18 protein-coding genes, 1 pseudogene and 1 CRISPR repeat array are annotated in these 21,930 nt (G+C 65.0%); of the genes and pseudogenes, 2 read left to right on the top strand and 17 right to left on the bottom strand.

All coding sequences use genetic code 11. The annotated features are described in order from the left end of the window. Nucleotides 1-20: 20 nt before the first annotated feature. Nucleotides 21-259 (bottom strand): annotated as a pseudogene (locus Tsedi_RS01045) (transposase); the annotation flags it as partial. Nucleotides 260-715: 456 nt separating this feature from the next. On the opposite strand from Tsedi_RS01045, the gene Tsedi_RS01040 reads away from it, so the two are divergent. Beyond that, nucleotides 716-997 carry a type II toxin-antitoxin system RelE/ParE family toxin gene (locus tag Tsedi_RS01040; protein ID WP_143892717.1) on the top strand — a complete coding sequence of 94 codons (282 nt, stop codon included), beginning with the start codon at nt 716-718 and terminating at the stop codon, nt 995-997. Nucleotides 998-1,007: 10 nt separating this feature from the next. Then, on the top strand, nt 1,008-1,298 hold the full coding sequence (locus tag Tsedi_RS01035; RefSeq protein WP_143892715.1) for a HigA family addiction module antitoxin: 291 nt from the start codon (nt 1,008-1,010) through the stop codon (nt 1,296-1,298). 246 nt (nt 1,299-1,544) lie between these two features. Here Tsedi_RS01035 and Tsedi_RS01030 read toward each other — a convergent pair whose 3' ends face one another. The 16 genes from Tsedi_RS01030 to csm6 form a co-directional block, all read right to left on the bottom strand. Next, nucleotides 1,545-2,582, bottom strand: a complete 1,038-nt coding sequence (locus Tsedi_RS01030) for a helix-turn-helix transcriptional regulator (RefSeq protein ID WP_221934177.1) — start codon at nt 2,580-2,582, stop codon at nt 1,545-1,547. A gap of 352 nt (nt 2,583-2,934) precedes the next feature. Next, complete coding sequence (locus Tsedi_RS01025) at nt 2,935-5,100, bottom strand: adenosine deaminase (protein ID WP_143892713.1); 2,166 nt, start codon at nt 5,098-5,100, stop codon at nt 2,935-2,937. Nucleotides 5,101-5,109: 9 nt separating this feature from the next. Beyond that, complete coding sequence (locus Tsedi_RS01020) at nt 5,110-5,490, bottom strand: CRISPR-associated endonuclease Cas2 (protein WP_143892711.1); 381 nt, start codon at nt 5,488-5,490, stop codon at nt 5,110-5,112. Continuing rightward, nucleotides 5,447-6,457 carry a CRISPR-associated endonuclease Cas1 gene (gene cas1, locus Tsedi_RS01015; RefSeq protein WP_143892709.1) on the bottom strand — a complete coding sequence of 337 codons (1,011 nt, stop codon included), beginning with the start codon at nt 6,455-6,457 and terminating at the stop codon, nt 5,447-5,449. The genes Tsedi_RS01020 and cas1 overlap by 44 nt, the downstream gene beginning before the upstream one ends. Before the next feature lie 62 nt (nt 6,458-6,519). Next, complete coding sequence (gene cas2 / locus Tsedi_RS12485; RefSeq protein WP_143892707.1) at nt 6,520-6,834, bottom strand: CRISPR-associated endonuclease Cas2; 315 nt, start codon at nt 6,832-6,834, stop codon at nt 6,520-6,522. Nucleotides 6,835-7,377: 543 nt separating this feature from the next. Continuing rightward, nucleotides 7,378-9,533: direct repeats of the CRISPR family, unit length 36 nt; unit sequence GTCTTAATCCCTTTGAAATCAGGGCTTGGTTCGGAC. Nucleotides 9,534-9,613: 80 nt separating this feature from the next. Next, on the bottom strand, nt 9,614-10,534 hold the full coding sequence (gene cas6 / locus Tsedi_RS01005) for a CRISPR system precrRNA processing endoribonuclease RAMP protein Cas6 (protein WP_143892705.1): 921 nt from the start codon (nt 10,532-10,534) through the stop codon (nt 9,614-9,616). A gap of 79 nt (nt 10,535-10,613) precedes the next feature. Then, the gene (gene cmr6 / locus Tsedi_RS01000) at nt 10,614-11,942 is read right to left on the bottom strand and encodes a type III-B CRISPR module RAMP protein Cmr6 (RefSeq protein WP_143892703.1); all 1,329 of its coding nucleotides are present in this window, start codon (nt 11,940-11,942) and stop codon (nt 10,614-10,616) included. Nucleotide 11,943: 1 nt separating this feature from the next. Next, entirely contained in the window at nt 11,944-12,360 is a 417-nt protein-coding gene (gene cmr5 / locus Tsedi_RS00995) for a type III-B CRISPR module-associated protein Cmr5 (RefSeq protein ID WP_221934176.1), read from the bottom strand. Between the two features lies 1 nt (nt 12,361). After that, entirely contained in the window at nt 12,362-13,273 is a 912-nt protein-coding gene (cmr4, locus tag Tsedi_RS00990; RefSeq protein ID WP_143892701.1) for a type III-B CRISPR module RAMP protein Cmr4, read from the bottom strand. A gap of 19 nt (nt 13,274-13,292) precedes the next feature. Next, nucleotides 13,293-13,589 (bottom strand): nucleotidyltransferase family protein, encoded by a 297-nt coding sequence (locus Tsedi_RS00985; RefSeq protein WP_221934175.1) that lies wholly within the window; start codon nt 13,587-13,589, stop codon nt 13,293-13,295. Then, entirely contained in the window at nt 13,579-14,004 is a 426-nt protein-coding gene (locus Tsedi_RS00980; RefSeq protein ID WP_143892698.1) for an HI0074 family nucleotidyltransferase substrate-binding subunit, read from the bottom strand. The genes Tsedi_RS00985 and Tsedi_RS00980 overlap by 11 nt, the downstream gene beginning before the upstream one ends. Further along, complete coding sequence (locus Tsedi_RS00975; protein ID WP_143892696.1) at nt 14,001-15,149, bottom strand: type III-B CRISPR module-associated Cmr3 family protein; 1,149 nt, start codon at nt 15,147-15,149, stop codon at nt 14,001-14,003. The genes Tsedi_RS00980 and Tsedi_RS00975 overlap by 4 nt, the downstream gene beginning before the upstream one ends. Further along, nucleotides 15,146-18,181 carry a type III-B CRISPR-associated protein Cas10/Cmr2 gene (cas10, locus tag Tsedi_RS00970; protein ID WP_143892694.1) on the bottom strand — a complete coding sequence of 1,012 codons (3,036 nt, stop codon included), beginning with the start codon at nt 18,179-18,181 and terminating at the stop codon, nt 15,146-15,148. Before cas10 ends, Tsedi_RS00975 begins: the two co-directional genes overlap by 4 nt. Beyond that, nucleotides 18,178-19,284 carry a hypothetical protein gene (locus tag Tsedi_RS00965; protein ID WP_143892692.1) on the bottom strand — a complete coding sequence of 369 codons (1,107 nt, stop codon included), beginning with the start codon at nt 19,282-19,284 and terminating at the stop codon, nt 18,178-18,180. The genes cas10 and Tsedi_RS00965 overlap by 4 nt, the downstream gene beginning before the upstream one ends. Before the next feature lie 59 nt (nt 19,285-19,343). Then, on the bottom strand, nt 19,344-20,555 hold the full coding sequence (csx2, locus tag Tsedi_RS00960; RefSeq protein ID WP_143892690.1) for a TIGR02221 family CRISPR-associated protein: 1,212 nt from the start codon (nt 20,553-20,555) through the stop codon (nt 19,344-19,346). 8 nt (nt 20,556-20,563) lie between these two features. Next, nucleotides 20,564-21,748, bottom strand: coding sequence for a CRISPR-associated ring nuclease Csm6 (gene csm6 / locus Tsedi_RS00955; RefSeq protein ID WP_185970532.1), 1,185 nt, complete (start codon nt 21,746-21,748; stop codon nt 20,564-20,566). Nucleotides 21,749-21,930: the final 182 nt, after the last annotated feature.

The following is a 21,930-nucleotide window of genomic DNA, read 5'->3' as shown; positions in this document are numbered from 1 at the left end:
CACCAAGTGCAACAGTGGAATCACTGAAGGGAGTTGCTGGCTTGGGTGGCCTTCTGCAGCATGGCCTGGCAGACGGCGATCGGGGGTAGAAGCCGTGGATGGTGCGCGGGCGGTTGTTGAGCCTGTCGGCGATCGCATCGAGCTCTTCCTGGCTGTAGACCGACAGGTCCGTGCCCTTGGGCAGGTACTGGCGCAGCAGGTCGTTGATATTCTCGCAACTGCCCCGCTGCCACGGACTGCGCGGGTCCCAGAACAGCACGAAATGGGGACTGGCGATGGCAGGAATACGCCAGGAGTTGAAGTCGCCCCGTTTTGACGGACGCCTTACCCCCTGAGAACGGAAACAAGGAGTCCGACATGCCCATGACCCGACCGCCGTACTCGCAGATCCTGGAGCTGGTGGCACTGGGGCGCACGCGGGCTGAGCTCGACCGGGAGTTTGGCTGCTTGGCGCAAACCATTACCAACTGGATGAAGCGCGCAGCTGCCCGCGGGCTGGCAAGGCTGGCGGCGACAAGGACACCGTGCTCGGTGAGGCCCGGCGCCAGGAGCTGCCGCGACTGCGACGCGAGAACCGCCGCCTGTCCGCCCATCCATGCGGCCTCTGGCGGCTCCAACGGGGCGCCGGCGGGCTGCGCGCCCCAAGGTTCAGTGTACGGTGCAGGTGTCGCCTGACGACTTGACCATATTATCGCACCACGATAATATTCCTGCCATGATCGCATCGTTCCGCGACGAAGCCGCCGAAGCCGTCTGGCAAGGGCGCTTCACCCGCAAGCTGCCCAACCAGATTCAGACCGTGGCGCGGCGCAAGCTGCGCATGCTGGATGCGGCGCAGTGTCTGGACGATCTGCGCATCCCGCCCAACAACCGGCTGGAGGCGCTGCGCGGGGATCGCGCCGGGCAGCACAGCATCCGCATCAACGACCAGTGGCGCATCTGCTTCGTGTGGGACGGCAGGAACGCGCAAGACGTCGAGATCGTCGATTACCACTAAAGGAGCGAGCATGGACACGCTGCCCAACATCCACCCCGGCGAAGTGCTGCGGGAAGAGTTCCTGATCCCGCTGGGCATCAGCCAGTACCGGCTGGCCAAGGCCATCGGCGTGCCGCCGATGCGCATCAGCGAGATTTGCGCCGGCAAGCGCTCGATCACCGCCGACACGGCCTTGCGGCTGGCGCGTGCGCTGGGCACGACGCCGGGTTTCTGGCTGGCGCTGCAGGCCAGCTACGACACCGAAGCCGTGATGCGCGACCACGGCGAGGCCATCGAACGCATCACGCCGCTTGCGGCCTGAGTGCGTCGGTCGCACGCGCCGACCACGACGAAGGCGTCTGCTCTTCTTGGACGCCATCTTCGGCAGGCCAGAAACGTTCGAGCCGCTCCACGCCACCGATGGTGGCCCGCGAGCAGCAGGCCGTTGCCACGTCCCTCAACCTTCTGTCCACCCCGACCCAGGCTTGCTTCCCAAGCCCTCGACCGTCCGCGGAAGTGGGGCCACTCCGCTGGCGTTGGCAGGGATGGGATACGAGGGTCCCGTGCTTCAGCCGGTGCCGTGGCCACCGTCGTAGCGCCGCAGCGCCGCGCGCAGCTCCTCGGCCACCAGGGCGCGCAGCTCGGCGGGCTGCTCCACTTCCACCTGCGCGCCGTGGCGCAGCACCTCCATGGCCAGCTCGCGCAGGTCGGTGTACGGCACGCGCAGCTGCAGCGTTCCGTCGTCGCACCAGCGCTGCTGCTGACGCGGATGCCAGGTCTCGCAGGCCACCCAGCGCGCCCGCTCGGGGGCAAAGCGCAGCTGCGCCCAGCGCACCTGCGTGCCCGAGAAGATGCCGTAGCCCTGCCCGATGAAGGCTTCCAGCTCGGCCGGCTCGACCTCGCACGCCGGTGCGTCCAGCAGCTGCACCTGCTCGATGGCTTCCAGCGCGAAGGAGCGCAGCCCCTGGCGCAGGTGACACCAGGCCAGCAGATACCAGCCGCCGCGGTGGTACAGCAGCATCTGCGGGCACACGCGCCGCTGGCTGTGTTCGTCGCGGGCGCGCACGTAGTAGTGCAGCTCGAGCTGGCGGCGCTGCAGCACGGCGCTGGCCACGAGCTCGAAGTGCGCCTGCGGCACCGGGCGCTGGCCCGCGGTGAGCAGTCGCACGCGCCGCTGCACGTCCTCGGCGGCGTGCTGGCCGGTTTCCAGCAGCGCCCGCAGCCGCGCCCGCAGCGGCTCGATGTGGGGTTTGAGCAGCGTGGGCTGCAGCTGCTCCAGCAGCGCCTGCATCAGCAGCAGGGCGTGCGCCTCCTGCGCGTTGAACCACAGGCCCGGCAGCGGCTGGACGGGCTCGTGCGCATCGGGCTGGTAGCGGTAGCCGCGCGCCTGGCGGTCCCACACGATCGGCGCGCCGAGCCGGTCGCGCAGGTAGGCCAGGTCGCGCCGGAGCGTGGCGCGGGAGACCTGCAGCGCCTCCTGCAGGCGCTCGAACGTCACCACCCGCTGGCTTTGCAGCAGGGCGTCGATGCGATAGAAGCGCTCGGTGCGGTCCATGGTGTCGGCGGCATGCGACAGGCTCAACTGCTGAGCCCACAAGGCCAGCATACTGCAGCTCGCGCCCCCAGCCCTCACCCTTGCGCTCATGACCGCCCGGCACACCGAGAAGTTGCACCATCAGGCCGAGGAGTAAGCCCTGCGCAGCCTGCCGATGAGCGACTACTTCATCCTCACCGGCAAGCCATCGCCGTCCAGCGGCCGCTGGTGCACGGCGCTGTGGCGGCCTACGCCGTGGTGGACATGACCGTCACGGTGCTGTTGCCGTTGGCGACCCGAAACAAATGGACGACCGGGCCGTCTTGGCGGCCGATCGAGGCACGGCTGGCCCCTGCCCTACCCTGCTGTGGCGCCTCGGGGCGAGGGAGCGGAGCCGACTGGCCAGGCTGGTGTGGCTGCCGACTCATCCGTCGGAAGCCAACGCCATCCACCCCTCGTCTTCCAGAGCACGGGTCACCATCCCGTCCGCCACATGCAAGAGCGCCGTGCGCACAGGGGCGGGCAGGAAGCTGCGCTCGAACCCCTGACGCATCAAGGCCAGAGCCTCCCACACGGTCAACCCACCCGGCACGATTCGGGAGGCCGTCAGATACTCCTCTGCCAAGGTCGTGCGCGAGATACCGGGGTTATCGGTGCAAAGCGTCAGCGGCAAACCTGCTTGCATCAGGGTACGCAACGGGTAGGTTGGCAGCCCCTCCGTCAATGGCCGCAGGGGATCGTGGTAGCCCACGACCTCGATGTTGGAAGTTGGGCACAGCTCAAGGCAGATGCCTCGCTCCCTGAAGCGGGCCATCAAGCGTGGGTTGTCGTGCAGCGTCAACCCGTGACCGATACGGTCTGCGTACATGTGGTACGCCGCCTCCCAGATGTTTTCCGCGGGTTCGTCCTCGCCGGCGTGCACGGTGACGAACAGGCACTCGCGAAACGCTGGTGCAAACAGGCCACCCCACCGCTGCGGCGAGCTGGAGCTTTCGTCGCCAGCCAAATCCAGCCCGATCATGAACCCCTCCAGCTCCGCGTGCGCGCGGACTGCGGCCTGAAGAACCGCCTCGGCTCCGGCCTGGTTTCGACGGTCCAAGATCCAGATGAAACCCACATGCAGCCCGGTGGACCGATCGGGCCGACTCTGCAACGTCGACCCCACCGAAGCGCCGGCCCGCACCAGAGCATCCCGCAACCGCCGCACAAAACCCACCGGGTCCTGCGGTGCATACTTGTGCGGGCTGCCCCGCAGTTCCACGGCCACAAGCCCCTCCAGCTTGGCCAAGCGCACCACCTCATCCGCATAGGGCTGCAACGAGGCCGGATGCGAAAGCACGGCACTGCCAACCAATTCCCCCGGGCGCTCGTAAGCCGAAAACCCTGCAGGATGCCGACTCTTCAACGCAACCCGCGGCTGCGTCGACCCGAAAAGCTGAGCGTCCAGCAATGCCTCGTCGGCGAATGAAAGCAAAGCCGCACACAGGGCGGCCCTCCGGGGCGACTGCCGCAACCGCTGCGGCCAGTCGGGCGGCCACTGGCCGTGCAGCCACCCCAGTTCCCGCAACTCCTGTCGTGTGGCCTGCTGCTCCGCGTGCACCAAGCTGTTCCACATCGCGCGGCCGACCCGGCGTTGTGCCGACAGGTCAAGACAGCCGCCCAGGTGGCGGTGCAAATCGATCTTGGGGAGCCGGCACAGCAGCGTCCGATGTGACTCCGTCAGCATCGTGGTCCGGAGCCGATCCAGCACGGCCGGAGGCAGCCGCAGCAATCCTGGCCAATTTGGATACACCTCCCCAGCCACCATGGTGCTGACGAAGTTGCGCACCAGTCGCGCCCCCTCACGCTGCCGTCGCTCGATCTCCTCGGTCAGCAGTGGGCTGCCCCGTGCTGGCGACCACTTTTCGATCGGATCGGCCAACGGCAGCGGGAAAAACGTGCTGTCCACACGAACACCCTCCTCGGACGGCACCTGCAGGGTTTCATCCCACTGCCCGCGGCCCACCACCACCGGTACGACCGCCCGGGCGAGCTCGACCGGCAAGGTCTGCGTAAACAACGAAGGGACAGGACTCCCGCGCAGCGCGTCCGGCATGGGATCCGGCCCCGCCACGTGCAACCAGGCGTGAGCACCCAGCACCGCCCCGGCGGCCTGCAGATCGGCGCTCATCGTCTTGCGCCCGCCCGCCAGCGAAAGCAGCAGCTGCCCCCCCGCGCAGCGCTCTCGTGCCAACAGAACGACCCGAAACGTCAACTCGCGGATGCACAGACACTCCTGCGGCGTCGCGAGCTGATCGGTCTGCTCGGCAACCCAGATGCGCAGGGGCATGGGGTTCCCCAGCATCTCCCACCACTGACGAATGGAGGCCAGCGACTGCTCCGCCTGTTGCCCTGCCGAAGTGATGAGCCAGAGCTCGTCCGGTACCCGCAAGCCGTGTTGACGCCGACTCCGTTCGAGGGTCTTCGCCTGGGGATGAAGGCTGTAGAGAGGCAGCAGATCCGGCGCCACGAAGCCCAGCACTTCGGGAACCACGGCCCAGCTGGCGCCAACCGTACAAACCAGAATGTTGCGGTCTTGCGATGCCTTCATCCGATCTGATTATGCAGGCTCACTGCCTGCCACGCCCACCGATGCGACGACCGACTCGTTCAAGGGGATCTCGTCGTCTGCATCCCAGCCCCACCCGGCTGGAACCCCCGACCACTCGATCCCCTGCGGCAAAACCGGCGCTCCCAGGCGCAGCCTGAATCCCCGCGCCGCGATGGCGTACATGCGCAGATCGTCTTGGCCGCCGTCGAGAAGGGGCAGAATCTCCTGCAGGCAGCGCAACCGGGAGGTGGGCGTGCCCACCAGCCAGAAGACGCTGTACTCGATCGGCACCGCATGGCGACACATCGCTCGATGCACGCGAACCAAGCGGCGAGGATCAGTCACGTCATAGGCCACCACCCACGCCCTCAGCTCGCTCGCTGCCGCCATGATCACCCTCCTGCTCGCTTGAAGCTACGGAAAGTGTCTCCCCCGTAATCGCCGCCACCAGGGCCGCGCACGACACCCGCAGAGACTGCCGCAAACCCTCAGCCACGGCAGACCAATTTCGGTAGAAATGTTGCCGTCCAGCCTTGCTCAGCATGCAGGCCCCCTGGACACGGCTGAAATGGTCCACGGTCAGCACGCGCTCGCGAAAAAGCCGCCACGTCAATCGCTCGACACCGCAGCGATGGGGCTCCACCAAATCACAAGCGAGAGATTCACGACCGTAATCCAGATCATGCAAAAAACCGACGTAAGGGTCCAAACCCATCGCATGGGCTTGCAGCACCGCCTCGGCATGCAACAGCGTGTAGCCAAGTGAGAGAACAGCGTTTACCGGATCCTGTGGAGGACGGCGGTTACGTCCGCTGAAATGCAACGACGGCGCAAACAGCGTCTGGAAACCCATGAAGAACGCCTGCGCAGCAGCTCCTTCAGCGCCCCGCAGCGCAGCAAGGGTCTGCGCTTCCATCAACGATTGCGCTGCAGCCTCCATCCTTTGCGCCGCGGTACGCAACTCATAACGGTGCATCAAGTCTTCCTGAGCACGCTCAAGAAGAAAACGCCGCTGAGAGCCCACCTTGCGCTTTAGCAATTCTCGAGCGACTGACAGACGAAATTCATTGTCCTGCGAGCGCTGCCACTGCATAACTCGCCGCCTGGCGTCATTATGCGGCCGTTGCATCAACAACGCAGGCTCCCCCTTGCGGCCGGACAGCACCAACACCCCAATGCCGGCTTGACCAAGCTTGCCGAGCAGCCCTGCCGAAAGCGTAACGTCGCCACGCAGCACGACCCGTTCCAACGGCGCCAACGGGATCGTCGCAACCCGACTGCCGCCTTCTTCAAAGACCAGCGTCCCCCCGTCCAGGCGCAACGTGACCCCTTTGCGGTCGACGTAAAGCGTACTCATGACCTCTTCTTCTCCCGAACCAAGCGCCGCCCAGGAGACAGCCAAGCGATTCCCGGCTGCTTCTAGACCACCATCAACGGACCGCCATCCCAAGGACGCCCTTTGCCCCAACCCTCACGCGGCATGCGCGGATCCAGAGCCACGACATGAACCCGATCCGACCGCGGATCCATCATGGCTCGCAACTGCGCCAAACTGTTGATCACCTCACCGGGGGTCATCAGACACTCGCACACAGACTTCTGCCCGCTGACCCGGTACTGGGCCAAGTACCGCTGAATCTTCACGCGCTGCCGATTGGACGAGATGTCATAACACACAAGATACAGACCACGTTGCGCCACAGCTTCTGCCCTCCAGCGCCATCTGATGGGCATCTTTTTACCAAACGACCGCGCACAAACACCAATTCACAAGCTTGTGAACCCCAGCAGTCCGGACACGGCACGCTGCGTACCACGCTCACGGCGCTGGGCAACCCCTCGACACTGTACTTCCGTTCACAGCTAGTCGAAGAAAAACCCATACGGCCCGGCTACCCCCTGCCCAGTCGTCGTCAACGCCCTTGCAGCAGCGTTCAACTCGTCCAACTTCGTCACTGTCCAGCATCCACGCCACCCTTACAAACTCGACAAACCGGGAGCTCTTGAATCCCTTTGCTGCAAGAACTCGCCCCATACGCAGCGCCGGCATCACGGCTAAACACCTGATCACTTACCCGCCTCAGAAACAGGGTTTGACTCGAACTCAACGACACGGTCTGACCCAGTCGCCACGTACTGCCTCGATCCCTTTTCAATCTACGTTTGGTTGGGACCGTTACAACGTAACGCTTAGGCAAGGAAAGACTGGTCGCAACCCTTTTAACAAAACTTTGGATTGATAACCGGATCGACCGAAAAATGCGACCCAAGATATAAATCTCAATCCATTTGAAATCAGGGCTTGGTTCGGACTCGCCGGCGCTACCAAACACGGCGTGATCAAGTTCGTCTTAATCCCTTTGAAATCAGGGCTGGGTTCGGACGCAACCCGCGGCTGAGAAACGCGCTTCGGCATTAAGTCTTAATCCCTTTGAAATCAGGGCTTGGTTCGGACGCTCACGCGCGATGGGACTGCCGCCAGCCTGGCAAGGTCTTAATCCCTTTGAAATCAGGGCTTGGTTCGGACAGTCTGGCGGAGTACGCCAGGCTCAGGGGAGACGGGTCTTAATCCCTTTGAAATCAGGGCTTGGTTCGGACACAACGGAACCGTATGGATCGCCACGATTCACGACGTCTTAATCCCTTTGAAATCAGGGCTTGGTTCGGACAACCGGCGCCAAAGCGCCGGTCAGCGGCGCCGAGGTCTTAATCCCTTTGAAATCAGGGCTTGGTTCGGACAGCCGTCACAAACGGCATTTACACCGTGGAGGGTAAGTCTTAATCCCTTTGAAATCAGGGCTTGGTTCGGACCAAGGCCAAGTAAGAAAAAAGCGCATCGGCGCTAAGTCTTAATCCCTTTGAAATCAGGGCTTGGTTCGGACCCGTAAGCGTGACAGCCAAGGCCAAGTAAGAAAAAAAGTCTTAATCCCTTTGAAATCAGGGCTTGGTTCGGACGGTCATTGGCAACAATGTCTTGCCCCCGGTGAGTCTTAATCCCTTTGAAATCAGGGCTTGGTTCGGACCCTTTGTCAAACTCTACGACCTCCGCCTGGGGGTGTCTTAATCCCTTTGAAATCAGGGCTTGGTTCGGACGCGCGCGCCTACTTTAGCAGGGCGCACGCCGAAGCGTCTTAATCCCTTTGAAATCAGGGCTTGGTTCGGACGCTTGTAGCCGCGCGGTCTTGGGAAAGCCTGGCGGGTCTTAATCCCTTTGAAATCAGGGCTTGGTTCGGACGTGCGCAATGGCGCCTACACCGTGGATGGTAACACGTCTTAATCCCTTTGAAATCAGGGCTTGGTTCGGACGCGCCGTGTTCTTTAGACAATTCATGAACCCGCGTCTTAATCCCTTTGAAATCAGGGCTTGGTTCGGACGACTCACGCGCGATGGCACGGCCGCTAGCCTTGAGTCTTAATCCCTTTGAAATCAGGGCTTGGTTCGGACTTTTTTGGAGAGTACCATGTATACAGCAGTGAAAGTGTCTTAATCCCTTTGAAATCAGGGCTTGGTTCGGACCGGCGTTATTTGCAATCTAATGACGTATCATTACGTCTTAATCCCTTTGAAATCAGGGCTTGGTTCGGACGGCTTACGCGCGACGGCACCTACACTGTGGATGGTGTCTTAATCCCTTTGAAATCAGGGCTTGGTTCGGACCGATGCGCTTTTTTGCAAGCCTACGATAGACATAGTCTTAATCCCTTTGAAATCAGGGCTTGGTTCGGACCTTATCAGTATGTACGGCCTGCAGCTGCAGGTAAGTCTTAATCCCTTTGAAATCAGGGCTTGGTTCGGACACAAAATCAAGGCCGAACTGGTTTCGGCCTTGCAAAGTCTTAATCCCTTTGAAATCAGGGCTTGGTTCGGACTCTGGCGGCGCGTGGAGAAACGGGCGCGGCCGCGAGTCTTAATCCCTTTGAAATCAGGGCTTGGTTCGGACTTTGCGCGCGCCGACAAGGCCGCCACCCGCGCGGTGTCTTAATCCCTTTGAAATCAGGGCTTGGTTCGGACGCATCGCCTATTGAAGGCGGTAGGGCTCACGAGCGTCTTAATCCCTTTGAAATCAGGGCTTGGTTCGGACCGAGGATATCGTGAGCAAGCCCAAGGAGGATTGATGTGTCTTAATCCCTTTGAAATCAGGGCTTGGTTCGGACCAAAGCCTGGCGCGATGATATGGAAAATGCCATGTCTTAATCCCTTTGAAATCAGGGCTTGGTTCGGACCTAAGGCCGTCGCTCGAATCAAGGCTGATCTTGTGTCTTAATCCCTTTGAAATCAGGGCTTGGTTCGGACTTTGACAGTCAGCGAACCCACCAAAGCGTTACAGGTCTTAATCCCTTTGAAATCAGGGCTTGGTTCGGACCTGCATTACCTCGCAACTGGCAAGGTGCAAAGCGTCTTAATCCCTTTGAAATCAGGGCTTGGTTCGGACTGCACCCCCACAAAATCCATTTGCAAGACAGGCACTTGCGCGCGACGCTGTGGACGTTTGGGGATCTGACGGGAGCTTTCTCAGCCGCACGAGCACACCTCAAGGTGATATTGGCCGAGCCCCATAGTAACATTTTTACCAAGATGCAGCCACTGGCCTAACCACAGCCATGACCACGCCTTGGACCAGCTCGGTGCGGTCAGGATCCAGGGCCCAACCACGCCTCCCAGTATCATCTCCCGCCCCTGCCGGCTTGAGTACCGCGTCCAGTCGCGCCAGGTCAGGGCGTCGCGCTGGTCACGCATCTGCGGCACGAGCTCCAGCAGCCCTTTGACGTCCACTTGGATTTTTCGATCCATGTGTAGTTCTGACATGAGGCTGGCCCGGCGCAGTGCCGTCAGCAACAGGGTCCGCACACTGAGCTCCTCCGGACGCAAAGGCTTGCCCTGGTGCTGCAGGCGCAGCGGGGTGATCGCCATCAGGCGTAATGATGATCCATCTTCCGGTGGCTCCGGGACATTGAGCTTGGGGCGGTGCGCTGCGACACGCCCTGATTCAGCCGTCCAGACATCCTGTACTGTCTGATCGGGTTTGCACCATTGAACCCGCTCCAGATGCAGCCTGATGCGCTGGCGGCCCAGACCTTGACGAAAGGCATGTTGCCACGCTTCGACCAACAAAGGCAGCTGTCCGATGGCCCAATCGCCAACCAGCACCATATGAAATTGGAGGTGCTGGCCAGCCTTTGCAACAGGCGTGTCCAGGGTCGGTGGTTCGATCACGTAGGGATTGGGAACCTGACTGAATTGTTGCTTCAGAGTGGTGGGTCGCGGCGGTGTTTCAAATATCGCGGGATACGCGCAACGCCGATACAGGGAACATACTGAGCAGTGCTTTTCACCGGTGACGCAGACGATCTTTCGCAGCGCTGCGCCAAATACGCTGCGCAACAGTGACCCTGCATAGTCGGGCAGGGACAGGTCTTTTTCGGGTCGCGCCATGAATCGGTATCGCGCGACAGGCAGACCCTCCCCATCAGGTATCACGACGCTTGGTTGATCCACGGCCTGGCATGCTCATTCAAGACTGGTTGAGCCATGGTGTCAGCCCGAGCCGCTTGCGGGCTTCCTTCCAGTCGATTTCAATAACTTGCTCCAACCACTGCTGGAGCATAGCGGCGAGTTGGCTGCGCTCTTCATTGGTCCAGCCTTCCCCTCTGGCTTGGTTGACCAGCGCCTGCACCTCGGCGGTCAGCGCCTGGCCCCAACGTTCCTTGCGGCCGTGCAGCTCCTGCCGGCGCTGCTGCAGCTTTTCCTGCAGCTGCACGATCTTGCGCTGGTTTTCGCTCAGCTTGTCGAGAGTGGCCCGGCGGCGAGCTTCTTCGGCCGCCTTCCGTTGGGCCTGGCGGGCGCGGTTGAGCGCGTCTCGATCCAGAGCCATGGCACCGTAGCCGACCGCCGTCTTGGCCCCGAAGCCCAGCCACTGGAAGGCATGCTCAAAGGCTGCCAGCAGCAGGTTTTTCCAGCACGGCTCATCATCGTCTCGGTTGGGCTCCAGCAACGCCGGCGCCAGCCGCTTCAGGCGCACCTCGTCGCACACGACGTGAAACCTGAAGCTGGAACCCGGCGGCACGGTCAGAAAGCTGATAGGGGTGGGCTGGCCGCTGTCGTGGGGAGTGGTACTGTCACCACTCCTGCGGTCGCGCTTCTGCTGGTAGTAGTGCGACTGGTGCGGGGTCATGACCTCCACCAGCAGACGGCCGCCTTCGATCTGCGGAATCACGTCCCAGAAGCTGAGCACGCCGCGCACGTGCTCGGACTCGCCGCCGGCGGGCTCGCGGCCGAACAGCACGTCGATGACCGACAGCCCCACCTTGCGCTGGTTCACGGTCGGGGTGGCGATGGTTTCGCGGCTCCAGCCGTGGGTGTCACCCCAGGAGCCGTCAGCCAGTTCCTGCGCCGCGCGGCGCAGCACGCCCTTGACACCACTGCCCGGCAGGTACGGCAGGCCGTAGGGGTTGAGGAAGGCAAAGCCGTTTTCCAGCGGGTGCTCGTTGCCAAGGCCGGTGGTGAACGGCGCCACGGCCTGGGTCTCGAGTTGCAGAAGACAGGCTGCAGGCACGGTTTCGGCACATGCACTGAACCTTGCTTCCAGTTCCTTCATGAGATTGACGTCGCGCTTGCTCAGGCGACCGCTGTCGGCCAGTGCCGACGTCTTGTTCTCGATTTTGACCTCGCGCTCTTGACGCTCCTGCCCGCGGACTTGATAGTCAAGGTCATGAGTCGTCCACAGGAGCTGCCGTGTACGACGGTTGACGCCCCAAAGGCTGAGGTACATCCCAAACCGCAAGGCCGGTGAGGCGTCCGCGAAATTTTGGCCCAGGTAGGCGGGAACAGCAGCCACCGGCATGTCACTCTCCCTTCACCCTGGCCGCAGCCATCTGTCGCAGCCACTTCAGCCACGCAAACGCTTCCGACGTGATGGCCTGAAAGTCGCGCGGGCTTGCCTGCATCAGCGCCTCCATCAACGTGCTGAAATCGCTCGAGCGCAGCAGCTGCGGAAAGCGGGACTGAAGCCACGCCCGCAGATCGGAGGCGACGACCTCGTGCTTGTCGCCTTTCTCATGGCAAAACGCCAGCACCTGCATGAGCCCGGAGTTCATGATCAGCGCCGGCAGGCCTTTGGCGATGTTGACGTGTTCCTTGGTGTAGCGCTGGGCGCGCTGCCAGGCATCCCGGGCACGGCGCTGCTCCAGCGTCATGCGGCTGGCCGTGGCGGTGGGCGCGGCTGCTGGCGGTTGCGGCTTTTTCAGCGACAGCGTGTTCATGTCACTGGCCCTCCACGATGCGGGCCACCACCAGGCCCCGTCCGGTGGTGGCGTCCCCACCGATCTGCAGCAGGCGGCCGTCCAGCACGGTCTTCATCTGCGCCATGACGGCTTCGGCCGGCGTTTCGGCGTCCTGGCCTTTGCCGGTACGCGTCGCGCTGGCCAGCAGTGGCGCCACCAGCAGCGACTCCGGCGGCAGGTTTTCGGTGTAGAAGAGCCCTCCGTCGCTGGCCGTGCCAGTCTCGTCATCGATGCGCACGTGGGGCTCCACCAGCATCGCGTGCTCGGCGAAGTAGCCAAAGTCGGTGTCGTGCAGCACGACGAGGTCGGTCTTGAGCTTGTCGGCAAAGTAGGCGTAGCCATCGGCTTGCGGCAAGGCGTGCTGCGCCAGCCACGCGGCGACTGCCTTGACGGCGGCACTGTCCTTGTCCCTGGCCGTGTATTCGAAGGCTTCCAGGTGAAGCCTGTCGCCTGACAGCAGTGCTGGGTTCGTCAACAGGCACTCGCCTTCGGCAAGCGTCGGCAGCGCCGGCCACGGGGCCTGAACGCCCAGCAGCGCCAGCAGCCGCTGCGCGCGCGCCAGCGCCTGCGGGCAGGTGGCATAGACGTAGCCGCCACGCAGCGAGCGCACCGGCAGGCATACGGTTTGCGCGTCGCCGAACGAGACGGCTCCGGCGTGCAGCTCGGACGATCCGGCCTCGGGCCCGAACAGGCGCGTCAGATGATCCTTTTGGCCCCCCAGCGCCTCGAACCCGTGCCGCACGGCGCCCTTGATGCCGCTGCCGGCAAGGCTCGGGTGCCCCGTGTGGCGCTCGCGCTGGATGGGATTGTCGATGACGCCGATGGCTTGGCCCGCACCCATGTGGACGGGGCTGACGGCGTAGAGGAAGACGGCGGCGTGTCGTTGGAACATCGTAACCTCGTTTCAATATTCAAGGGATCAGGGTGACGGCTTCTTGCTCCAGGCGGGCTCGGCTGCTGTGGGGGATGTCGCGTTCTTGCACCAAATCCACCCGAAACGGCAAATCGCTCTCTTCAAATGCAGCAACCAGGGCCGCGCGCACTTGATCATCCAGCGGTGGTCCCGGAATCAGCAGGTCAAGATCCGAATGCGGCTTGGCGCGCTCCGCGGCGCGAGAGCCGAACACGCGCACCGCTCGCCCGGGTATGTGCGCGTCCAGAATGCGGCGCACGGTGTCCAGTTGCTCAGGTGTGAGGTCAAGCATCATCGGCCCCTCGAGCTTGCAATCTTTGCAGCAGGGCCCGGGCGTGTTGCGCAAACGCTGGCACGATCGCGGCCACCTCGGCAGCCTTGGCGGCATCGTAGGTGTGCGAGGTGATGTTGCGTTTGTCGCGGTAAACAAACCATGCCGCGACGGTGTCCGCCTCAATCAACCCGTATTCGGCTCCGACGCGAATCAGCGTGCGGTAGCTCATGCCGTCCACCTCCTGCGCGTTGGGCAAATCGAGCTCCAGCCGGCGCTTGAGCATTTTCCAGGCCAGCTCAAACGTAAACTCGAAGCGCTGGATGGTGGCATCGCGCAACTCTTCGTCTTCCGGCGCGGCAGCGGCGCGTGCCAGCGCGCGCTCCAGAGCTGCCAGGGCGCGCTCAAACGCGCTCAAGTCAAGGTTCGCTGCTGTCATCGGTGATCCGTCCACGGCGCGATGGCCACGCGGTTGAACCCCTCGGCACGACGGGCGGCATCCTCGCACGCCTCGCTCCAGAGGCCGCGCTCGACAAGCTTGGCCAGCGCCTCGGGCGTGGCCTGCAGCTCGTCGAACCAGTAGACGCTGCCCGCGGGGGCGGCACGCTCGGCAGGCTTGGGTCGCCGGTGGGCCAGGTCCCAGCCGGAGATCACTTCCGCGCGCGGCACCGCGGCGCACACCAGTCGAGCCCGCACACCGTGCAGGTCCAGGCGCAGGCTGCCGTCGTCTGCGCGCGCGACGCCGTTGGGCAGCCAGCCCTGGGCGAACAACGCCGGGGTGGTGAGCACCAGGCGACAGCGGCCCGAGCGCGCCACGGCCACGTAGTCAGGCTGCGGCAGCGCCTTGTCGACGGCGCGGACGGCTGCGGCGCGGCCATCTCCCCCGAAGCGCACCGTGCCTGACTTGGGCAGCCGCGCTCCGGCGACCGTGGCCAGGAAGCCGACGTCGGCGGCCATCGCCACGGCCTGCACGGTGAAGAGCTTGCCGTCATCGGCGCGGCGGGTCTCGGCGCTCAAGCCCACGCCAACGCGCGGCTCCAGCGCCCACAGCGCCGAGGGGGCGAGCAGCTGGTCCGGTGTGGGGAGCTTGCCACCCAGATAGGCGCACCAGCCTGCCTCCGTCAGCCACACGCCGCTTTCGGGCTTGAAGCGCGTCGGCTCGGCCAGCACCGGCTGCAGCGGCAGCGGCGCCGACGACATCAGCCCAAGGTTCGCCAGCGCCGTGGGCGCAAGCGCCCGGACGTGGGTCTTGCCGTCGTCCCCCTTGCTGATCACCAGATCCGCAGGGGGCGCCACGAACAGCTCCACCTCACCATCAGCCCGGCGCCGGGCGAGATGAAAGGCGGTCAGCGTGAACGCTCCTGGGCCCTTGGGGGTGCCGAGTTCCGGGTGCCCGACCGCGCCGTCGGCAAAGGCGGCCAAGTCCACGCCCGCATCGGCCAGCATGCGCGAGCGCAGCGCCCCGGCGGCCACCGACGGCCACGGCGGCACCAGCGACTCCCCGTAGCTGCCTGGGTCGCCAAACAGCTTGTTGCCGCGCAGGAACAGCACGTCCAGCGGCTCGAGAAAGACGGCGGTCGTCATGCGGCTTGTTTCTCCTGTTGCATCGTGGCCTTGAGACCACCGCGCGTTTCACGGGCGAGGAATTCGGCCACCGAGAGGAAGTTGGCGAGCCACTCGCGGGCCTCGCCGCCCTGCTCGACCGCCAGCCGGGTGAGCCGCGCGGCCAGGACGGGCTCCTGCTTGCGCGCATCGCCGCCGGACTGGCGATCGAGCTGGTAGGCGAGCAGTTTCTCGAGCATCGCAGGCTGTTGCCCGGGATCGGGCAGGTCGCGCAGCCACTCGAGGCTGCGGTAAACCGCGCGGCGGGAGGTGCCCTCGTCGCGCAGGAATTCGATCAGGTCCCCCAGCAGCGCCAGCGGCTCGCCCCACTCGGCGGTCAGGTAAAGCGCCCCGCCCGAGCGCTTGATGACGGTGATGGAAAACGCATCCCGACCGCCCTCGCTTTTGGCGCGCTTCTCCGCGGCGCGCAGCTCACGCAGCACCGCCGCCAGCGGCGCCTGGTAGTGGGCGATGACCGCGCCGGTGGAGGCCGTGGCGCGCTCGCCCATCATGCGCATGAGCCGCCCCCGCAGCCAGGCAAAGCCTGCCTTGCAATGCAGCGCTTCGGGGTCCTTGCCCAGGTTCCCCCAATCCAAGGCTTCATCTTCGGGGGCCGCACCCGAATAGGCATGGCGCAGCCGCTGCATGCAGCGCAGAAGATCGGCCACCGGCAGCATGGCCAGCACGTCGTCGCCGCCGGCATAGATGACCCGCCCCAGATGCTCTTCCTCGACGACGTGACGCACGACGGTCTGCGAGAAGTCGTTGAGCGCGCCGGAGATGGCCAGATGCCGGTTGGGCGAGACCGGGCGCTTTTGCGCGCCATAGCGCTGGATGAGCGGCTGGCGCGCAGCATGCCGGTCGAAGCCGGTCTGCACCTGCGGGTGAAAGCTTTGGCGATAGGTGATCGAGGTGTGGTCCTCGCCAGAGAGGATGGCGCCCATGCGGTCGCCATCCATCATCAGCATGGCGTAGTAGGTCTCGAGCTTGGCTTCGTCCTGATTGAGCGCCGTGCCCAGCGTCAGCCTGAGCTTTTTCTGGGCATCGGCCAGTTTTTCGTCCTCGTCGTCGCGCGCCGCCTCCAGCAGCCCCGGCAGGCGCTTGGCATCGGCCAGCGCCGGTTTTTTCGCGTGGCGGCGCGTGAGCCGACGCGGCAGGGCAACCGGTTCGGCATCCTTGAGCGCCTCCGCTGTGCCTGCGGCGGCATGCCCACCGCGCTCGAGCCACCAGTCGAGCTGATGTGCCAGCGCCATCGTGTGCGTGGACACGACGAAGCGGCTCACGTCCTTGCCGAGCGCCTGGCTGACTTCTTCGGCGAACATCGTCGGCCACAGGCGCTTGAGGGCTGACAGGGCCCCGAGATGCTCGCCCTTCCTGGCCCAGGCCGGCTTGCGATCGGCCACGCGCGTCCACAGCGTGTCGGTGCGCTGACCCGGCGGCAGGGCAAGTTGGGTGCGGTCGGTGGTGAGCCACTCCACCTCGCCCGACAACGCATCGCGCCAGCCCTGCTGCTGCTGTTGCTCGAAGGTGCGGGCTGCCTTGGCCGCGGCCAGCACGCGCTCAGCCAGGTCATAGACCGCCGGATACAACACGCCAGGATTCGGCGCGAAAAAGGTGGTGCCGTCGCCCCAGTCGATGTCCTTGGCCAGCGCTTGCCATGCCGGGGTGTCGAGAAAGCCGCAGGGCTTGCCCGGTTCGACACCGAAAAACGGGGCCATCGCGTCCAGCAAGGCACTGACGTCGAGGTCGGTTTGTTTGTCCTCGTTGCGCGGCCGGATCAGCGAGAACGGCACCGCAGCCCAGTGCACTTCCGGAAAGCCGGCCAGCTGCTCGCGCATCTGCTCAAACGGCGTGGGCGTGGCCTGCGGGTCAGGGTTTGCGACTTCCAGCAGCCGACGCACCACCTCCTGGCCGCGCTCGGCCAGCCACGCGCGCACGGCCTGAGCGCAGCGCTCGGCCAGCTCGCGCGCCTGGCTGGCCGGCACCACCGCCACGAAGCGGTTGGGCAGCGCCGCCGAAAACAGCGGGTTGGCATCGGTGCCGGTCATGCGCCATTCACAGCCCTCGAACAGCCTGTCCGGCAGGCCCATCTGGTCGCGCAGCCAGAGGTCCACCTGCGGGATGCCGCGCAGCCGCGGGAACAGAATGGCATCGGGACCCAGCGCCTCGCAAACCGGGCGCATCGTCTCCCACGCCAGGCGCGACAGCAGATGCGAGCCAGCCCAGAGGTCCGAGGTGGAGCGCGCTGCGGCGATGAAGCTCTGCACCGGACCGATCGAGACGGCCAACAGCGCCGCCTCACCTTTGGGGTCGGCCACAAACGCGCCGGCAAACGCACTGGTGAGGTCCAGGTGATCCCAGATGGAGTGATCGGGCACGCGGGTGTCGGCCGGCAGCAGCGGCCACAGGGCACCCAGCTTGCCGTTGTCCTGCTCCTCGGTGAGTTCCGGCCCGAAGCGCCAGTAGGCCAGCAGCGTCTTGCGCCAGTCCTGGGGGGCGTCGCCTTCAGCACCCAGGGCCTTCAGCAAACCGGAAAAGTGCGCAAAACTGCGTTCCTTGAGGTCATGGATGTCCGTCTCGCCAAGCCGCCCGAGATCGAACTGCGCGCCGGTGAGCGGATGAATCAGCACGGGCTGTTGCGCCCAGTCCACCCGGGCCCACGGTGCGACCGCGATGGTCTTTTCCTCGCCGCGCTTCGTGGTGACGGTGATCTCCTGCATCGGCCACTGGGGCCGATCCGCCGCCGCCGCCCACCAGTCGGCGCGCTGCACGTGACGGTACACCTCCCGCGACACCCCTCGATGGAACAGGACCGTCGAGAGGACGTCATCGTTGTCGGAGTCGATCTGCTGCGGCAGCGGCTCCAGCCCGAGCAGCCGCTTGAGCGCACGGCTGGTGCCGCCTTCGTGCCCCGCTGGGTCGCGCAGCAGGACCAGGGCCTTTTCCGCGGGGTCGTGGATGCGGGCGGCAAGTTTGGTTTGCCAAAGCAAATCGGAAGACATGGCGTGGGTCATGGCTTGGGGCCCTGGATACGAAACAGCTTTTGAGCGGGTGCGTCGAGAAAGGCATGAACCTGTTGCCAAACATGCTCGACGGCGGTGCGGTTGGGATGAAACGCCGGGGGCGGCCGGTGCGGCATGTGAAAAATGACACCGACCAGCTGACCGTTGGCCAACGCACGGACCTTGAAGCGCAACTGATTGGGCAGCCTGGCGCTGCCTCCCCATGGACCAACGGAGTGATTGGTGACTGGATAGGCCAGCCAATGCCGGGCTTCGGGCTGCGGGGCGTTGCGCCCGGTCGTGAATCGAAACTGCGTGCGCAGCCCGATCTTGAGGATGGCCAGCGTTCGCATCAGCTCCTTCCAATCCGCATGCGGCGTGGTCTGCCAGACGAGGGGGCCCTTCTCATCCTTGCCGATGGCGTGGGGCCAGTCGAGCTCCAGACATCGCTGCCAGTCCCGCACGGGCAGCGCCCCTCTGAGCTCGGGGGTGCCTTCTTGCGGGATCAGCGCGTAGGAGCCCCAGCCGTTGCGGCTGCGCCCGCCCACCGTGCCGTAGCGATGCATCAGTGCCAGCGCCTGCTCGATGCGATCGGCATGCTGCGCGGGCACCGCGACAGACAGGACGGCCGATTCGCCCGCCTGGATGGCGGCATTGGCTTTCAAGGTGGGCCGCTGCGCGCCCCGAGGAAGAACGACCGGTCCATAGCCAAGGTAAAGGTCACTTGCCACAGCCTGGCGCACCTCGGGGTGCGTGACCGTGCTGAGCGACGACCACTGGGCCGCCCGCAGGCTACCCTGCTGCCACTTGTCGAACCGCATCCGCGTGAGGCTTTTGCGAAAGCCGTCGGTCAGCCACGCATTCCCAAAGAGCAAACCCTCCTCCTGCCGCATCGCCGCCTCCAGGCCCGGCTTGAAGCCCGCCTGCGCGGCATACACCACCCGCCACCACTGCCGCAGCTGGGCCTTGAAGGGCGGCGTGCGCCAGCGGCCGCTTTGCTCGGCATCGCCAAGAAAGGCCGGCGTGAGGAACCGCACCTCGTAGCGGTACGTTTGCATACGGGAAGGCGCTGCTTCGTGCGGTGTGCGAGGTTGGATCGCAGTTGTCGTGGTCATGGACGTAACCTATTGCAGAGGGCTGGGCAGCAAAACCATCGCAAGCTTGGGATGCATCGTCAAACGGGTGTGTTGGTTAACCGGTTGAGCGTGGCCTCCAGTTCGCGGCGCAACCGCTCGGGGTTCTGCATCAGCTGGGCATGCGGCCGGTAGGTCGGGCGCGAGGCGTGCGCCAGCGCGTTGCGCACGTTGTTGAGCAGCCAGTAGGCGCTGCGCTTCCAGTCCGGGTGTTCGCCCTCGCGCAGCGCCTGCTGGAACTGTGCTGCAGCGCGCTCGCGCGCCTGGTAGTCCAGCGGGTCGCCTCCGATGCTGGCCACTTCCCGCGTCAGAAAGCTCTCCAGCCCGAGCACCGCCGCGCGCAGCAAGTCCTGGCGCTGCAAGGCCTGCAGCGCCAGCAACCGGAGCTGTTCGTGCAGCGCCTCGGCCTGCGTCCAGCGCAACATCCTGGCCAGCTGGGCGCGGTAGAGCTCGGAGGCTCCATGGAGCGGTTCGGTCAGCGCCCGCACCACCGGCCGCAGCACCCGTGCCGCGTCGGCCACGTTCATCGCGCCCAGCAGCTGCCAGCCGCGGACGAGCGCCTGCACGTGCTCGGCCGCCAGCCCATCGCGCGCCAGCAGCGGCGCCAAGCGCGCGAAGTCACCGCTGGCCTCGCAGGCGCTCAGCACCTCGGCCCATTCCTGCAGATGCGACAGACCTGACAGTTCCACCACCGGCGTGACGCCACCCTCGGTCATGTCCAGCGCGCCGTAGTAGATCGCCTCGACGCTGACGCCGCGCGCATGGGCCAGATAGCGTGCCGCACTCAGCCCCAGCATCGCCAAGTGGCGAAAGCCATGGGTGACATCCAGCACGGCGTGCTCGCCCCGCGCCAGATGATCCGCCAGACGCTGCAGCAGCGCCTGCTGGTCGGCGAATTCCGCGGCAAACGGAATCAACAGCGTGGCCACCGGGCGCCCCAGTCGGCGCTGCAGCGCCGGGTGCAGCGCCTCGAGCAACGACTCGGTGACGCTGCCTGCGCGTACCGCCTCCATCAGCTCCAGGCGCAGCGCCTCATCGGCGTCGTCCCCCACCGTGGACTCCACCAGCAGATCCCACATGCTGGAAGACGTGCCCAGAAGCAGCACGCGCTGCGCCTGCAGGTGGTCTGCCAGGGCCAGCCCGAAGTAGGCGGTTTCGTATTGGCGACCATCCGCAAAACGGTAGCACGCCGTGCGGTAGCCTGAGCGACTGTCGAGCTGACTTTTGCCAAGGAAGGAAATGAGGGTGGTCATCGGGCGGCTCAGCGCAGGGTGATGGCGGATGGATCCAGGCTGAAGCGGTATTCGCTGCCACCGCGCGGCCCGGTGCGTTGCAGCAGGTAGGGTTGGGCGCGACCTTCGCCCAGCGCGGCGGTGAAGGCGCGCTTGATGCGTGAGCGCCGCTCGTCGAAAAAGCCCATCAGCAGTCCGCGATCCTTGGCCAGCCGGGCGTGCGTGCGGGTGTCGGTGTCGGCGGGATCGTCGCCCAGTCGGGCATACTGCGCGAGATACTCCTGTGCATCGGCGCGCGCCTCGGCCTGATTGAGCCGGCGGTGACGCTGCAACGGCCTGCCCTCCAGGTGACGCTGCAGCGCCCAGGCCAGAAAGGCCAGATCGGCCGGCTCCAGCCGGATCGCCACCCCGCCGGCCAGGACGAGCCGCTGCCGGCGATCGAGCACGAGCGAGGGGGCGACGCTGGCCTGCACGGCGCGGACCGACTCCGCAAAGGCGATGTGCGCCCGCTCGCGCATGTCCCGCGGCAGCGCGGTGCGCAGCCGCACGAAGGGGATGTCGCCCAGCCAGATGCGCGCCTGGGCGGCGTCGAGCACCTCGTTGGCACTGCCGGGCCGGCGGATGACCTGCGACTGCGGCGTCGGATAGAAGAACTCCGGGGAAGACTCGTAGGGGCTGCTGACCAGCACGTGGCTGAGGCGATCCTGCGCCCTGCCGTAAAGGCTCATCGCATAGCCGAGGAAAAAGCCCATGGTCTTGCGTCCGCCGGCGATGCTGGCGTGCACGGCGCTGTCGGGATCCTGCGTCAGCCGGCGCACCCATTCGGTGATGGTGTCGGCGGCAAGGCGGTTGTCATCGTCGTCGCGAATGTCGTCCAGCGCCGTGCCGTCCGGCCGCTCGATCAGATGGATGGAGCTTTCATCGAACTGGATCGGCGGCAGGCCGTAGTCCTGCCGCAGCCGATGAAACCACCCGCTGACCGGGTGCAGCAATTGCAGCCTGGCGTTGTCGGCCCCGCGGGTCGTGGTGATCAGGTGGACTTCAGTCGGGATCCACGGAGGCTGGCCCGCATGGCCAACCGCCAGCGCGCAGATCGTTTCGGTGACGACCTGCGGACTCAAGCCGGTGACAACCAGCAGAACGCGGCGGGAACCAACTCCAGACATGGAGGATGAGTGCGAGACTACCGGGCAGGCATCCGCACCAGCGGGCACCTGTGTGTGTGACATGCAGCAAAGTATGCCATGACTTTCAGAACTGTCCAGTCGCCGCAAGCTTGCGACGGCGCCAGGTCCGCAGCCTACAGCAACTTGTGCTGCCAGCCGTCTCGGAAGACGGAGTAGAGTGAAGCCGGGGCCTGAAAGGGGTATGCTTTGCGCTTTTCGGTCACCAGGCT

It is taken from the genome of Tepidimonas sediminis, from assembly GCF_007556605.1.
GTDB lineage: Bacteria > Pseudomonadota > Gammaproteobacteria > Burkholderiales > Burkholderiaceae_C > Tepidimonas > Tepidimonas sediminis.
Note: the sequence above shows the minus strand (reverse complement) of the source record. Positions and strands in the feature narration are given on the sequence as shown.